This is a genomic window from Mesorhizobium sp. ArgA1 (assembly GCF_053714375.1).
Genome location: NZ_JBSKBQ010000016.1, coordinates 63,510 through 77,141 on the forward strand (window position 1 = coordinate 63,510; position 13,632 = coordinate 77,141).

Annotated in this window: 16 protein-coding genes and 1 pseudogene; 7 read left to right on the forward strand and 10 right to left on the reverse strand. The window is 59.9% G+C overall.

The features are described 5' to 3' along the window. The first annotated feature begins 217 nt into the window (after positions 1-217). The 4 genes and pseudogenes from ACWGTI_RS26065 to ACWGTI_RS26080 all read left to right on the forward strand — a co-directional run bounded on the left by ACWGTI_RS26065 (position 218) and on the right by ACWGTI_RS26080 (position 4,659). The gene (locus ACWGTI_RS26065) at positions 218-1,105 is read left to right on the forward strand and encodes a hypothetical protein (RefSeq protein ID WP_454589782.1); all 888 of its coding nucleotides are present in this window, start codon (positions 218-220) and stop codon (positions 1,103-1,105) included. Positions 1,106-1,233: 128 nt separating this feature from the next. Continuing rightward, positions 1,234-1,506, forward strand: a pseudogene (locus ACWGTI_RS26070) (DNA -binding domain-containing protein); the annotation flags it as partial. Positions 1,507-1,944: 438 nt separating this feature from the next. Beyond that, a complete protein-coding gene (locus ACWGTI_RS26075; RefSeq protein ID WP_454589783.1) occupies positions 1,945-3,891 on the forward strand; it encodes a ParB/RepB/Spo0J family partition protein in 1,947 nt (648 codons plus the stop codon). Positions 3,892-4,080: 189 nt separating this feature from the next. Next, positions 4,081-4,659 carry a SprT-like domain-containing protein gene (locus tag ACWGTI_RS26080; RefSeq protein ID WP_454589784.1) on the forward strand — a complete coding sequence of 193 codons (579 nt, stop codon included), beginning with the start codon at positions 4,081-4,083 and terminating at the stop codon, positions 4,657-4,659. Positions 4,660-4,778: 119 nt separating this feature from the next. Here the strand turns inward: ACWGTI_RS26080 and ACWGTI_RS26085 are convergent, their stop codons facing one another. The 9 genes from ACWGTI_RS26085 to ACWGTI_RS26125 form a co-directional block, all read right to left on the reverse strand. Next, positions 4,779-5,198, reverse strand: a complete 420-nt coding sequence (locus ACWGTI_RS26085; RefSeq protein ID WP_454508524.1) for a hypothetical protein — start codon at positions 5,196-5,198, stop codon at positions 4,779-4,781. A gap of 334 nt (positions 5,199-5,532) precedes the next feature. Next, positions 5,533-6,048: a hypothetical protein gene (locus ACWGTI_RS26090; RefSeq protein WP_454589785.1), complete on the reverse strand. Its 516-nt coding sequence runs from the start codon at positions 6,046-6,048 to the stop codon at positions 5,533-5,535. A gap of 17 nt (positions 6,049-6,065) precedes the next feature. Further along, positions 6,066-6,365, reverse strand: a complete 300-nt coding sequence (locus ACWGTI_RS26095) for a hypothetical protein (RefSeq protein WP_454589786.1) — start codon at positions 6,363-6,365, stop codon at positions 6,066-6,068. Positions 6,366-6,434: 69 nt separating this feature from the next. Beyond that, complete coding sequence (locus ACWGTI_RS26100; protein WP_454508313.1) at positions 6,435-7,028, reverse strand: hypothetical protein; 594 nt, start codon at positions 7,026-7,028, stop codon at positions 6,435-6,437. Positions 7,029-7,050: 22 nt separating this feature from the next. Further along, positions 7,051-7,413 carry a hypothetical protein gene (locus ACWGTI_RS26105; RefSeq protein ID WP_454589787.1) on the reverse strand — a complete coding sequence of 121 codons (363 nt, stop codon included), beginning with the start codon at positions 7,411-7,413 and terminating at the stop codon, positions 7,051-7,053. A gap of 26 nt (positions 7,414-7,439) precedes the next feature. Further along, complete coding sequence (locus ACWGTI_RS26110) at positions 7,440-7,949, reverse strand: hypothetical protein (RefSeq protein ID WP_454589788.1); 510 nt, start codon at positions 7,947-7,949, stop codon at positions 7,440-7,442. A 47-nt stretch (positions 7,950-7,996) separates the two neighbouring features. Next, complete coding sequence (locus ACWGTI_RS26115) at positions 7,997-8,236, reverse strand: hypothetical protein (protein ID WP_454589789.1); 240 nt, start codon at positions 8,234-8,236, stop codon at positions 7,997-7,999. A 102-nt stretch (positions 8,237-8,338) separates the two neighbouring features. Next, positions 8,339-8,554: a hypothetical protein gene (locus ACWGTI_RS26120; RefSeq protein ID WP_454589790.1), complete on the reverse strand. Its 216-nt coding sequence runs from the start codon at positions 8,552-8,554 to the stop codon at positions 8,339-8,341. Next, complete coding sequence (locus ACWGTI_RS26125) at positions 8,551-8,922, reverse strand: hypothetical protein (protein WP_454589791.1); 372 nt, start codon at positions 8,920-8,922, stop codon at positions 8,551-8,553. Before ACWGTI_RS26125 ends, ACWGTI_RS26120 begins: the two co-directional genes overlap by 4 nt. A gap of 208 nt (positions 8,923-9,130) precedes the next feature. Here ACWGTI_RS26125 and ACWGTI_RS26130 point away from each other — a divergent pair, with 208 nt between their 5' ends. Next, the gene (locus ACWGTI_RS26130; protein WP_454589792.1) at positions 9,131-9,688 is read left to right on the forward strand and encodes a recombinase family protein; all 558 of its coding nucleotides are present in this window, start codon (positions 9,131-9,133) and stop codon (positions 9,686-9,688) included. Positions 9,689-9,806: 118 nt separating this feature from the next. Continuing rightward, the gene (locus ACWGTI_RS26135) at positions 9,807-9,980 is read left to right on the forward strand and encodes a hypothetical protein (protein ID WP_454589793.1); all 174 of its coding nucleotides are present in this window, start codon (positions 9,807-9,809) and stop codon (positions 9,978-9,980) included. Positions 9,981-10,042: 62 nt separating this feature from the next. Here ACWGTI_RS26135 and ACWGTI_RS26140 read toward each other — a convergent pair whose 3' ends face one another. Then, on the reverse strand, positions 10,043-10,249 hold the full coding sequence (locus ACWGTI_RS26140) for a hypothetical protein (protein ID WP_454589794.1): 207 nt from the start codon (positions 10,247-10,249) through the stop codon (positions 10,043-10,045). Positions 10,250-10,846: 597 nt separating this feature from the next. Here ACWGTI_RS26140 and ACWGTI_RS26145 point away from each other — a divergent pair. Next, positions 10,847-13,519: a condensation domain-containing protein gene (locus ACWGTI_RS26145; protein WP_454589795.1), complete on the forward strand. Its 2,673-nt coding sequence runs from the start codon at positions 10,847-10,849 to the stop codon at positions 13,517-13,519. Positions 13,520-13,632: the final 113 nt, after the last annotated feature.

A 13,632-nucleotide genomic window follows, 5' to 3' on the forward strand; every position in this document is an offset into this window, starting at 1 on the left:
TCGGGTCGGCGTTGAGTCGCGAAACTACCAGGGCGCGCGGTTCGCGCCTATGCGGGATATCCGCCAGCAAGGGTAGCTCCTAAGCCGTCTGGAGCCGCAGGGCAGTATGCAATTAGGTCGTGGCACGCGTCAGCGGTGTCCAACCCTGAGGTGTAATCTGCTACTGTGCCCGCCCATGCCGATTGGACGATTCAACGCAAAGGCCGGGGGACACCCAGTGGGAATTAGAAAGCTCTGGCGAGACTTTATCGCGGCGTTCCGGGCGGGACGGGCGGGCGGAGAAGCGCTACGGGAATTTCAGGACGAACAAGAGATTCAGCGGCTCGGCGCACAGTGGGGCAAGGCCAAGACACCTGCCGAGCGGGAGGCCGTCGGCTTAGAGGCCGTCAAATATGCGATCTATGGAGCTAGAGGTGAGCCCCGTGGGACCCATTTAGCTGAAAAGGACGAACTGGAATGGTCGGACGACCCCGGCGCGCACGAAGCCTATCTGATCAAAAGATGGAACAATCCATATTTTGGGCCGTCCAGGCGAGTCGTTTCGACAGAAGAGCTTTCTGAAGCCAGGCAGACCGACCACGACAAGTTCCTGCTCGCCCAGAACTCGTTGTCCGGTGTCGCAAAGGAAATTGGAGAGCTGCCCTCGCCAATGACAGTCGGCGACTTGCATAAAGCCCGGCAAAGCCTCGAAGAACTCATCCGATTTGCCGTGAGCGTCGGTGGCCCGGCGAAACATATAGCCGTGCAGGCTGACCAGATACGAGAAACCGTCATCTTGACCATACGTGAGGCCTATGCCGGTGACGAGGAAACGCTGGAGAAGATTGAGAGGGCGGATACTTATCACAAGGACCATGTCCGAAAATTCTATTTGCCGATCATGGCCGACATCATCGGCACAGAGAGAATCACCCCTGATGACGAGCTGGTTCCGTCGCTCGTTTCCGAAGATCCGGCCACAATTTCAACTGTCCTTGACATACTTCCCGAGGACGACCGCGTGGTTATGCAGGCAGCCGCTATGAAGCTGATTCTAAGAGTGCTGGAGGAAGGCTACATCGATCCCCAGCTCGATAAAAAGCTGGCCGTTCTTGCGCGTGAATAGCCCTTCATAGGATATCGATCGAGTCCAGTCGATCCGAATTCCCAAGCAAAGCCAAAGGGGTTGAAAGCGTCCCGATTGACGCTACTCTGGCGTGTAAGGGTGGGCTGTTGATTGAAAGCGAGATGTCAATGGTATTCAAATCACGCCAGTCGTCGGACAAAGCCGTTCCGACCGAAGTCCCGTGGTCGGATAATCTCACCGCATACGACAGGGAGCATTTCACAACCTATATGCAGTTTCTGGACGCCGGTGCGGATAATACCACTTACGAGGAAATGGCGGAACAAATCCTCGGCATCGACCCTGAACTTGAACCGGAACGCGCTCGCAGAGCCGCCCGCAGCCATCTCGACCGGGCGAACTGGATGATGACGATCGGCTATAAAGAGCTTTTTTCTAGTCAATCACCGAGATTCCACACGCCGGCAAGGTTCTCAGCTCGGCAATCATACGGTGCCCTTCGCCGGGGGCGGTCGGTCCCGCATCCCGCCTGACGGCGGCGCTATGCTGATGCTCCTACGGCCGCCCTGTTGAACCGGTCTCAGGGCCACGAACTTTCTCCAGCACCGAACTGACTTGTTCCCCCTTACGGGCATTTCGGTGCTTCCGCCTTGTACGCCCTTGTTTCTTTTGTCGGGAGAGAGGCGCGCGGCCCTCTCTCCCCGCAAGCCCCGACGGCGGTCTCCCCCATCTTCCTGCGCTTCGCTGCGTGCAGACCGGGGATACCCCTCCGCCGCCAACGCTTGCCCCCTCGCTCCCCGCTGCTCGCCGCGAGGCAGGGGTTCAGGGAGGCCTGAACCCTTCAGGTCAATCCCTGAAAGCAACCAAGGAGCAAGACTATGACCACGACAGAAACGACCATCCCACTCGGCAAGCTGGTGCCGAGCAAATCCAACGTGCGGCGCATCACCGACAAGGGCGACCGTGCTGCGTTGGCCGCCAGCATTGAACACCACGGCCTCATCCAGAACCTCGTCGTCCGCAAGGCTGACAAGGGCAACAAATACGAAGTGGTGGCTGGTGGCCGTCGCCTCGACGCCCTGAACCTTTTGATGAAGGACGGGCGCAACGTTGAGGGTGTGGCCGTCACCAAGGACTATCCCGTGCGGGTGGTGCTGAAAGCCGATGGCAGCGACACCGAGCTTTCCCTTGCCGAAAACGTGCACCGCGTCGGCATGCACCCGGTCGATGAAATCAGCGCCTATCGGGATATGGTCGAGCAGGGTGCGGAGGTCGAGAACATCGCCGCCCGGTTCGGGCAGTCGGTAGTGACCGTGCGCCAGCGGCTTAAGCTGGCGAGTCTCTCGCCGCGCATCCTCGACGTCATGCGCGACAATGAAATCAGCCTTGAGCAGGCGCGGGCGCTCGCCATCAGCGACGACCACGAGGCACAGGAGAAGGCTTGGTTCGAGCAGTCCAACTGGAACCGTGACCCGCGCAGCCTGCGGGCGTTCCTGACGCAGGCGCATGTGCGGGCGACCGACCGGCTGGTGCGCTATGTCGGGTTGGAGGCCTACGAGCAGGCCGGGGGCGGGGTGCTGCGCGACCTGTTCGCGGAGGATGCCACCACCTACCTCACCGACCGCCCCTTGCTGGTGACGCTGGCCAGCGGGCGGTTGGAAGTCGTCGCCGAGGAACTGCGGCAGCGCGGCTGGAAATGGGCCGAGGTCTCGCTGGAAAGCAATATCAGCTACGGCGGCGGCTTCGGGCGTATCCATATGCGCAACCGGGCGCTTGAAGAGGCCGAACAGGCTGAACTTGACGCGCTGGACGCGGAGTTCGACGCATTGGCTGAGCGTATCGACGGGTACGACGAAGGCGACCCGCAGCTTGAGGCGGACGAACAGCGGCAGCAGGAGGTGTCTGCGCGCATCGATGCCATCCAGTCGGCCAGTCAGACGTTTGAGCCGCAGGAAATGGCCGTGGCGGGCTGTCTTGTCGGTATCGGCTACGATGGAACGTTGGAGGTCGTTCAAGGGCTGGTGAAGCCCGAAGACCAGAAGGCGCTTGCTGCCTTGCAGAGGCCTGAGGGAGAGCCTGAAAAGGCGGACGATGAGGACGGTGACGGCGGGGAGGCCGACGAAAAGGCGAGCGGCCTTTCGGCAAGTCTGGTGGAGGAACTGACCGCTATCCGTACGGCGGCAATGCGCGTGGAACTGGTCGCGCGACCGGAGGTGGCATTGGCGGCTATGCTTATGCCCCTGCTGAGCCGCACCTTCCATGCCTACGCGCATCGTTCGGGTATGGATGCCGCCGTGGAAGTCCGGGGCGAATGCCTCACCCTGTCCACCAGCATCAAGGAGCCGGATGCCTGCCGTGCCCTGTCAGGCTGGAACGACATCATCGAGGGCTGGAGCCACCATATCCCCGGTGAACCGGCAGACCTGTGGCCGTGGCTGTTGAAGCAGGAGTTGACGCGTCTTCTCGACCTGTTGGCTGTGGTCGCCGCTGCGAACCTGAACGCCGTGGCGGGCCGCTATAACGCGAGCCGCAGCAGGCTTGCCCAGGCGGAAGGGATTGCCGAGGCCGTGGAACTGGACATGCAGCGGTGGTGGGAGCCCGGAGCGCCGTTTCTGGCCCGTTTATCAAAGGCCGACATCGCTGATGTCCTGCGCGAAGCCGGATGCACCGAAACCACCGCCAAGGCGGCCGAGCGGTCACCTAAGGACGAGGCAGTAGCTCTTGCCGAGAAGGAACTGGCCGGCAAAGGCTGGCTGCCGGTGCCGTTGCGTGGGCGCGAACAGCCCGCCGAGGCTATCGCGGCGCTGCCTGTAGCCGCCGAGTGAACGGCAGGCCCGGTGCCATCGGCACCGGGCTTGTTCTTTGGCCTGCGAATTGTATCGTACGAAACAACAGCGAGGACACCATGTCCAACGTCAATCCCACCACCACGACCTACGAGGGCCTGAACCGGGCCTACGGATTCTTCAACGAGCGCCTGTTCGGCGGCACCCTGCCGCCCTGCCTTCATCACCATGCAGCGTAAGGCCAAGGCCTACGGCTACTTCGCCGGGGGGCGTTTCGGCTCCAAGGACGGTGCAGTCGTCACCGACGAAATCGCCCTCAACCCGTCCCATTTCCACGAGCGCTCCACGGAGCAGAGCCTCTCCACCCTCGTCCACGAAATGGTGCATCTGTGGCAGCACCATTTCGGCAAGGTCTCGCGCGGCGGCTACCACAATGCGGAATGGGCCGCGAAAATGAAGGAAATCGGCCTCGTTCCCTCCGACTCCGGCCAGCCCGGCGGCAAGCAGACCGGCCAGAGGGTCAGCCACTACATTGCCGAGGGCGGAGCGTATCGCAACGCCTTCGGTGTGCTCGAGGCGAGCGGCTACGACGCGTTCTATGTCGAACTATGGGCCGAAGGGGCAGGGCGGGCGAAGCGCAAGGCCAAGAACGCCAGTAAAACCCGCTACACCTGCCCGCATTGCGGCCTCAACGCCTGGGCCAAGCCCGCCGCGCCGCTGGTCTGCGGCGACTGTGGCGTGCGCATGGAGGCTCCGGAGGACGAGGGGGGAGAAGAAGAAGCCGAGACCGTGCCGGAAGCCGCATAGGCTCCGGCGTCTCTGGCTTGGGGCGCCTCGGCGGTATCGAGCCGCCCACGCGCCAGCGAGGAGCCCTAGGCTCCCCTCCTCGCGCTCCTCCCACCCCGGATGTCCAGAAACGTGTCGAGCTACTTGGCTGGCGGGGACTGACGCCCACAGATCGTGACGATCGCGGCACTGCCCCATGCGGCGCGGGGTGAGAACGTAATGGAGTAGTCGCGGCTGCTGGGGGTCGGGCCAAACCAGAAATGCGGCGACGCGCTCGTCCACGCCGGCAGATCCGTTGCCGGTGTCCGGTCCTCATCGGCGGCCGGTGTCGGCAAGCCGTCCTGGCCGATGGTGATCATCGACACGCCGACATAGCTCCCGGCTTTAAAGCGGCCGACGAATTCGACCGCGTCGCCAATGTAGCGAAAGCACCCGTCACTTTGGCCGAGCTTGAATCTCTGGCTGGGGCCTGGTTGTGTCGGCTCCTCCTGGGCGCTGGATTGCCCCGGCAGGAAGGCGCCCGCCGCCACGGTGAACGCCAATATATGCCTGAAATCCATGCCGTCCTCTCACTTCAAATTTCGATAGAAGCGCCTCAAAAGCAAAACATGCCGCGCACGCAGATGTGAGCGGCACTACCCTAATGCACCGCCTCTGTCCTAGGGCGGACACCAGTCGCCATGTATTCTACGAACTGGAGGGCGGCCAGGAGCGTGTTCACATCGTTCACGTAGGACGCGTCATCTTGAATCTCGTCAAAGATCGGAACCAGCCTGTGAGCAAGAGCGGCTTGCTTATCCGGCAAGCCGTCTATCTGGCGGAGAAGAGCTGCCCTAGCTTCATCGCGGGTCAAAACCATTCAACTCCCGCTCCTGGCGCACTCGGATGACGGTGCTATTTTGTTTTGTAAGTGCTCAGAATGAACTCGTAATAGTTATCGGCGGAAACCCAAAAGCCCATGCCTGGAGGGAGGTATCGGCAATTGACGCGGTCGTTTTTGCCAAGCTCGCTGTTCGCGTAGCAAAGTTTGAGCGCATCGTAGATGGTCGGTGCAACCGTCTTCATAGGAGTTCCGGCTACATCGATCGCCGCAATTGTGTCCTGATAGAAGCGGTCGAACGTGGCGATATCGGACCGGTCGCCGACCCGCACGGTGAGGCTGTAACTCACGGACTTGTCATCGGCGGAAGTTCCAACTTCAACGTATGGAACGTGATATGCATTTCCGGCAAGTATGCAGCGAAGTGCCTTCCTCGTAGCCGACGAAACATCCTTGCACTGGGCGTTGTATTTGGTGGTGAGATAGCCGGTCAGTTTGCCGTAGTCGAGATTGGTTTCCTGGGCATAGGCCGCACCGGGGGAAGCGACTGAAAGGCCGAGCAGGCACGCTCCCAGCTTGAGAGTCATCATGGAATCCATCGTAATCCTCAGGGGTTGAAGGGCGGTGGTTCCGTTTCTAGAACAGCGGGTGACCGGCCCTCGTCGGCGGCCGGTGTCGGCAGGCTGTCGCGGCCGACGGTGATCATGGACACGCCGATATAGCTGCCGGCTTTGAAGTGGCCAACGAACTCGACGGCGTCGCCGACGTACCGGAAACACCCGTCGTCCCGGCCAAGCTTGAATTTCTGGACGGGTGCGGGCTGAGGCCGTTCGTCCTGGGCTTGCGCGGAGACTGACACCAGAATGGATGCTCCGAGAGCTCGCACCAGCGCGCGTAACAAGGTCATGTGGGCTCCTCGTTTTGCCAGGCAGAGCATTGCAGTGATCGTCCCACAGCGGCCAGCCGGACGGGGTCGTCAAATCCTACAAATCCTAGTCTTCAGGTACTGGACAGCCTCACTGAGGGCCTTTTCCTTCTGTTCCTTGTATCCATCTTGCTTTTCATCGACGTCGATCGGTCCGAACCGCACCAGGGTGCCTTTGGCGAAGTTCTTCTGCATCCATTCGCATTCGTTTCGGCCGCTGGTTAGACATTGAATTTTGGCGCCCCCCAACGCGATCGAGTCGGCGTTGCCGCCGTAGACGAGCTTGGCATCCGTGAGGGCCGAAAGGTCGATGCGCACTTGCCACGTCCCAAATGTACTCTGGTCCCCTTTGTCGACCACGCTGTATAGAAACGAGCAGTTGCCCTGATCGGTGACGCTGAAGGTTGCAACATGGCGGCTCTGCCCTTGGGCAGATCCGTTGATGGTGAGGACGAGCGGTTTGTCCTGGCTGGCCAGAACCTTCAGCTCGAGCTCTTTGTCTTTTCGAACAGTCCCTTTCTGGAAGCCGCTGAAAATGAACATCGCGACCTCCTCCGGCGACTGTCCATCAAAGGGATTGCTGGAGCCCGAGCAGGCAGAGAGCAGGACGCCGACAAGGGCACCTGCGAGCAACTTCGTTTTCATGACGTTTCCCCCGGGACGATGATTATGGTCTGAAGACGATCTTGTGGCGCAGCGCATCGCTCGGCACGTACCATGAAGCCTGAATGTCATAGCAGACAGCTGCGGAACCTCTGTTGGCTACGTCGCCCGGGAGGTCGATGTCTCTGACGTGCTGGTACTTGCCTTCCTGCTTGAGCTGGTCGGTGGTGAAGCCACCGGCCTGAAAATAAGCGGTGAGTTTGGCATGGTCGACGGCGAGCCCTGGGCAGTTCTTTTCGGCATATTCAGTGATCGCCAAGGTGGCCGCCGCTTCACCTAATTTCGGCGGTTTGGCGCTGGCGGCGGTGATACCGGCAGCAATCGCCATGATGGCGAGCGGACTCACTCTCGAAAGAATCTTTGTCATTATGAGAAGCTCCACAGCGCTGCGGTTCAGTTGTCGCACTTCCAGCCGCGGTACACGGCGCAGGCCTTGTACGTGGCGTCAGGACTGCATGCGGCAAAAATCGGCTCCGCCGCCGAGTGGGCCTTCATGAACTGGTTCAAGGTGGCATCCTTGACCACGAAGTTGTCCTCACAATCGTGGGGGTTATCGCCTCCATCTCCGCCGACAATGCAGGTGAACTTCGCGTCCGTGCCCGAGATCATGATGTCGCCCTTGCCGTCAGGAAAGCTGTCGGTCAGGCCGGAGAACGCGAAGACGTTTTTCGCCTTGGTGAAGTCATAAAGCCGCTGGAACGAGAGGTTGGGCCGGTTGATGCGGTAGTGGCAAAGGTCGATCTGTTCGACCATGTCAACCGTGACGTCCAGGGGCGAAAGGAGACCCGCGACGGCTTCCCGGACGATCCGACGGTTCTGCGGGTTGTCTTGGGGACCTGCGTGCGCCGTTACCGCGTTCGCGGCAATGCACGTGGCCAATAAGGCTGCTTTCCTAGTACTCATGAGATTTCTCCGGAAGGATGAACGAAGATTTGCATGCCAGCGGGAGGCTAGGCTTTGCGGGACGGCAGGAGCGCGCGGAGGATGCCGAAGAGCACGACGCCCCCGACAAGGCCGATTGCGCCGTAGGCCGTCAGATGGGACGTCAGCTCGCTGCGGAAGGGCGCATCCATGGGATTGGCGCTGAACAGAACCTCGAGCGGAATCTGAAAGCCGATATGGGACGGCCGGGTTGCGTAACCTACGAGAAGGCCAAGGATCAGGCCGGCGGGGATGAGCAGAATCGGCATTGATGGCTCCGGTAATGGGCTGGCGGGCGTTTGAGTGTGGAAGTGGCTGTTTCGAATAGGAGGCCGGCCCCTTGGCTGAGGGGCAGACGGGAGCCCAACTTGCTATTGGACCGCGTTCGTCTTCGGATGAATGCCGGTCTGGACCCATTCGACAAACTGCAGAGCGGCGAGGATGGTCCTGACGTTCGAGACGTAGTCCTCGTCGCTTCCCGATTCCTCCAGCGCCGCCATCATCGGGTCAAACGTCTCGTTTGACGGCGGAGAGGGGAGGCCCCGGACCTGCCGGATGATCGCAGTCCTGGCTTCGTCGCGGGTCATTGCTTGGTCAGGAAGATGTTGTCGCCCACCTTTTGCCACCCGTAAAAGCAGCTGGCTGGCGTAAAGCTGGCGTTGTTGGACGAGTCGAACTTAACCTCACAGCGACGGGTCTGGCCGGAGCTCGTTATCTGCAACTGGCCGCTTTCCAGGACCATCCAATCGCCCCAGTCCGCATGACCCCATCCGTCGAGATACTTCAATTTCCCATCGGCGGTGAATTGGGCATAGAGCGCTTGCCCATTGAGGTGCCATTCCGGGCTTTCCCAGCGGCCAATGATCTGCTCTTTCGGCTGAGGTTGGGCGGCGACGGCGTTGCACGCCGACAGTAGGACGCCCGCCAGCATCGGTAATGCCAGTCTGGTCTTCACGTGTCACCTGTTTCTGGAGGTTGCTCCGGGGCGACCTTTAGCCAGAAATCACGACTTTTGCGCACACCCTCGAGGGAGGCGCGCATGGCCTTTTGTGCTCATGCTTTGAGCAAAGTAGCTATCAGATAAGCCCAAAAAAGGGCAAAAACTAAATCTCGCGACTCTTGCAAAAGTCGTGATTTTTGAAGCAACAGGGAGGCGCATGTGAATGAAGTACGGATATGCGCGGGTCTCGACTGAAGGTCAGGACTTGACGGTGCAGGTCGAACGCCTGAGGACGGCCGGCTGCCAGCGGATCTTCTTTGAAAAACGAAGTGGCAAGGATGCGAACCGGCCTCAGCTCAAGTGCCTATTGAGGAGGCTAAAACCGGGGGATGTAGTTTACGCGGTGGTCAGCGACCGGGTCGCCCGCGATCCCTTCGACCTGCTCAGTATCCTGCGGACCGTCACGGCGGCTGGCGCCGGTCTCCGGCTCCTCGACGAGCCGTTCATTGATACCACCTCGGAAATGTCCGACCTGGTCTTGTTCCTGGTGGGATGGGCGGCCAAGTGGCAGCGGCGCAGGATTCTGGAGAACACGGCGAACGGCCGCGCCCGCGCTATGGCGATGGGGGTCAAATTTGGCCGCAAGCCGAAACTGTCCATGCAGCAACGTGTCGAAGCGCTGGCACGGCTGGCAGCCGGGGAGGCGAAAAGCGCAGTGGCCAGCTCGTTCAAGGTTAGCGGCAGCACGATTTCCCGACTGCAGTCGCAACATCTAAGATGAATTGAGATGGGGCTGGCCACAACCCAAGGCCGCTTGAACGCGCGACCCATTTCAGCCATTGTGTCTCACCCCTCAACATAGGTGAACGATGAAGCGGACGGATAAGGCGAGGCCTTTCGTGCCAACCGAAATCCACGTCGGCACCGTGAACGATGAGCAAGGCACTCTCGGCATCCTGTCGATACGGACGACCGAAGGTATCCTGGATGTTGCTCTCGATGTTCACGCCGCGGATGCCATCGTGAACGCAATCGGCACGATCCGGTCGAAACTGGCGCTTGCCGACAGCTAGAAAATGCCCGGCCGAAACCGGGCAGGTGGTCTTTCTTGGGAAGCCCGTCGAAGTCGGCCTCGCTAATCGGCGGCCTGATGATGACGTGCGGATGAACCCACACTGGGCCAGATCTGCCTGTCACCCTGCATCAACCGGTAATTATCATTCAAACTAGGGATGATCGTCCGTGCCTCTTTGGCTGAATAGAAAGTCGCGATGATACTGGTTGCGCCGCGTCCGATGCGCTCAAGGCGATACGCCTCCCGATATGGTCCATTTTCGTCCATGAAACGCTCCCCGAAATGGGCCCATTAGCAAAGCATCATGAACCTTTCGTAAGACTGGGAAGTCGCGAACCAAAATACCACGCACCGACCGCCATGCGCGTGTGAGCCTAAGGTGGCGGCTTGACGGCCACACATTTTCAAGGAAAGCGTCGGCTTGGCGACCGAAAATGCTGAGGAACTCAGCAAGAGCACGATTTCGCGGCTGTAGAGGGTGCTATGAGCGCCGGTTGTCTCGCTCGATGCGATCAAAGTAAAGCGGAGGTGGCCAGCATTGGGATCCCTCGGGTGCTCGATCGACGTCGGCAGCTTCAAAGGAACGCTACCTTTCGGCAGGGCCTTGTCGCAATAACTTCCCTTGCTGTGCAATGCGCATCTTGAGCGGCCATGGCTAGGAATTGCTGAAGCTGACACCGTGTCGGTTGAAGACGTCGCTGTTCGGAACCCGACACAATGAGGTGCAGCATTCCGTCCGTTTGCGGCTTGGAATACGTGGTTTGCCTCTCTGCTCGCACAACCTCCCGGTGGCACGCCGATTGCTTGGACACGGTGCAGGACCGTTGCGCCACGGCGTCTAATGCTTCGACCGAGGAGGTGTACGTGAGTCTTACTCGACCAACCCAAATCAATGCAACAGATGCACCACTGGGTGCGGTCCCGCCAATTGAAGCTTTGCCGCGTCCGTCACGGGTGCCACTGTCGCTTCCCCAACAGCGGCTTTGGTTCCTGTCCCAGCGGCTGGGCGGCAGCAAGGCCGATCTCATCTATGTGGGGCTTCGACTTCGCGGCGAATTGGACGAGGCGGCCCTCCAGTCGGCCTTGGACGGGTTGGTGGCCCGTCATGAGGTGCTGCGCACCACCTTCGGGGTGGAGGACGGCGAGCCGTTCCAAAGGTTTGGGCCGGCGGATATCGGCCTTCCGCTGAAACGAGACGATCTGACGGCGGTAGCGGATGTGGAGGCGACCCTTGCGGAGCTCATGCGTTTTGAAGGGAAGGCGGTGTTCGACCTGGAAGCGGGGCCGTTGATCCGTACACGACTGACGCGCTTGTCGGAGGACGATCATATGCTGCTTATCATCCTGCACCACATGGTCTCGGACGGCCGGTCGCAGGAGATTCTGGTCTGCGAGCTTTGCGAGCTCTACTCCGCGGCCCGGGAAGGCCGCGCGGATCAGCTGAGGCCATTGCCGGTCCAGTATGCGGACTACGCGATTTGGCAGCGAGGTCGGCTGGCAAAGGAACTCCTGGAGCGGCAATCGGAATACTGGCTCCGAATGCTGGACAGCACACCAGAAGTGCTGGAACTGCCGACAGACCGGCCGCGGCCGGCGCAGCGAGACTACATTGGCAATTATGTCGAGTTCGTGTTGGACGGGCAACTGAGTGGACAGCTCAAGGAACTGAGCCAGCATCATGGGACGACGCTGTTCGTGACCCTGCTGGCGGGCTGGGCGCTGGTACTGGCGCGGCTGTCGGGTCGAAACGAGCTGGTGATCGGCACACCTCGCGCCAACCGCACCCGCTCCGAGATCGAGGGGCTAATCGGCTGCTTCGTCAGGACCCTGGCGTTGCGGATTGATCTGTCGGGAGATCCGACACTGGAGACATTGCTAGAACGAGCGAATGCCGCCGTGCCTGGGGCGCAGGATGATCAGGACCTGCCATTTGAGCAGGCGGTGGAACTCATCGATCCGCCCCACAAACCGGACGTTATATTTAAATGGCAAAACAATCTTGGGGAGTCGGCCCAACTGCCGGGACTCGAGCTTGAATATGTAGGCGTTGGCGATCGTGTCGCGCAACATGATCTAGCGCTTAACCTTTTCGAGGTCGGCGAAGCGATCTGCGGAAGGCTGATCTATCCGACGTCTCTGTTTGAGCGGAGCACGGTGGAGCAGTTCGTGAGCTATTTGCAGCAGGCGCTGAGCCAGATGGCGGCTGCCCCCGGGCAACGAGTCTGGTCGGTACCCCTTCTGTTGGCGGAGGAGTGTCGATTTGCGATAGAATCAAACCCAGCGGAAGATGCCCGTCTTCAGGACCGCTGGGTTCACGAACTGCTTGGGGCGCAGACGGAGCGGGATCCGAAAATCGCGGTTGTCTACAAGGACCAGAGCCTTAGCGATGGAGAGCTGAAGACGCGGGCGACCGCCGCGGCGCCTCTCGTTTGCCCTCCTCAAGCATCTCCCGCCAACTCGGCCCCGCGACCCGACACAACGGTGATGAATTTCATTGAGGGGCCGCGCGTCGTTACCGAGGGTGAACTGCAAGCCAGTAGCATCATGCGCTACCATGTCACAAAGTCTTATCGTGAGCAGATCACCAACAGCGGTTATTACGAACAGCTCAAGTACATCGTGGAGCCTTCGTTCCAAGAGTTCGAAAGTCCCGGAAACCTGGACACGAGCGGCGAGCTAGTTAATACGGTCTTTCCCGGGTTTCAGCACAAGTACGCCCAAACCGGGTTGGTGATGGCAACGGACCGTTGCGCCTCATATTGCCGCTATTGCCTTCGCAAACGCCTTGTCGGAAAGGATTCCGATGAAATCGCAGCTGATTTCGCGCAAATTGGGCAATATATTCGCGGCCATCCCGAAATTACGAACGTGCTGATAACAGGGGGCGATCCGCTGGTACTCAGCACGGCCAAGCTCGACAAGATGCTTGATCATCTGCTGCCAATCCGACATCTGGATTCGATTCGATTCGGTACAAAAACACTAGCCTATCAGCCAAAACGGTTCGAGGATCCCGCGTTAGCGGCTTTGTTCAAACGGATCGATGAAGCAGGTAAGGCCGCAGTGATCGTCACGCACTTCGACCACATTGGCGAAATCTCGGTTGAGGCGGAGCACAAGATTCGCTCCTTGCGCGCACAGGGCGTGCAGTTCCTGAACCAAACCGTGCTTCTCGCAAAAGTCAACGATGATCCTGAGATCTTGGCTGCCACATTCGCCAAATGTCACCAAATGGGTATCCGCCCGTACTATCTCTTTCAGGCCAGACCGGTGAAAGGCGCTTCCCATTTTCAGGTTTCACTGCGCCGCGGAATAGAGATTGCTCGCGGCATCAACCAACGCCTCAGCGGCATCCACAAAACCTTCAAATACATCATGTCCCATCACACAGGAAAGATCGAAGTCCTCGACCTTGGAGCCGATGGCCGTATCTATATGCGGTATCATCAAAACAAGAGTCCCGAAAAAATCGGAATGATCTTTTCCCGGCCGCACCTTGAGGGCGCCTGCTGGTTGGACGATCTGCCCGAAGGATGAGATCCAAAGGCGCGCATGAATACGGCGTGCACAAGACTCCCACGGCCGCCACAGTCTCTCCAAGGCCGGAGTCCACAAACTCAACCACGAACAGATTCTATCGCTCTACCCGC

What these genes read in the sequence shown, in the direction of transcription:
- ACWGTI_RS26075 (WP_454589783.1), top strand. Translation starts at nt 1,945, where the DNA reads ATGACCACGACAGAAACGACCATCCCACTCGGCAAGCTGGTGCCGAGC.
- ACWGTI_RS26080 (WP_454589784.1), top strand. Translation starts at nt 4,081, where the DNA reads ATGCAGCGTAAGGCCAAGGCCTACGGCTACTTCGCCGGGGGGCGTTTC.
- ACWGTI_RS26085 (WP_454508524.1), bottom strand. Translation starts at nt 5,198, where the DNA reads ATGGATTTCAGGCATATATTGGCGTTCACCGTGGCGGCGGGCGCCTTC.
- ACWGTI_RS26090 (WP_454589785.1), bottom strand. Translation starts at nt 6,048, where the DNA reads ATGATGACTCTCAAGCTGGGAGCGTGCCTGCTCGGCCTTTCAGTCGCT.
- ACWGTI_RS26095 (WP_454589786.1), bottom strand. Translation starts at nt 6,365, where the DNA reads ATGACCTTGTTACGCGCGCTGGTGCGAGCTCTCGGAGCATCCATTCTG.
- ACWGTI_RS26100 (WP_454508313.1), bottom strand. Translation starts at nt 7,028, where the DNA reads ATGAAAACGAAGTTGCTCGCAGGTGCCCTTGTCGGCGTCCTGCTCTCT.
- ACWGTI_RS26105 (WP_454589787.1), bottom strand. Translation starts at nt 7,413, where the DNA reads ATGACAAAGATTCTTTCGAGAGTGAGTCCGCTCGCCATCATGGCGATT.
- ACWGTI_RS26110 (WP_454589788.1), bottom strand. Translation starts at nt 7,949, where the DNA reads ATGAGTACTAGGAAAGCAGCCTTATTGGCCACGTGCATTGCCGCGAAC.
- ACWGTI_RS26115 (WP_454589789.1), bottom strand. Translation starts at nt 8,236, where the DNA reads ATGCCGATTCTGCTCATCCCCGCCGGCCTGATCCTTGGCCTTCTCGTA.
- ACWGTI_RS26120 (WP_454589790.1), bottom strand. Translation starts at nt 8,554, where the DNA reads ATGACCCGCGACGAAGCCAGGACTGCGATCATCCGGCAGGTCCGGGGC.
- ACWGTI_RS26130 (WP_454589792.1), top strand. Translation starts at nt 9,131, where the DNA reads ATGAAGTACGGATATGCGCGGGTCTCGACTGAAGGTCAGGACTTGACG.
- ACWGTI_RS26140 (WP_454589794.1), bottom strand. Translation starts at nt 10,249, where the DNA reads ATGGACGAAAATGGACCATATCGGGAGGCGTATCGCCTTGAGCGCATC.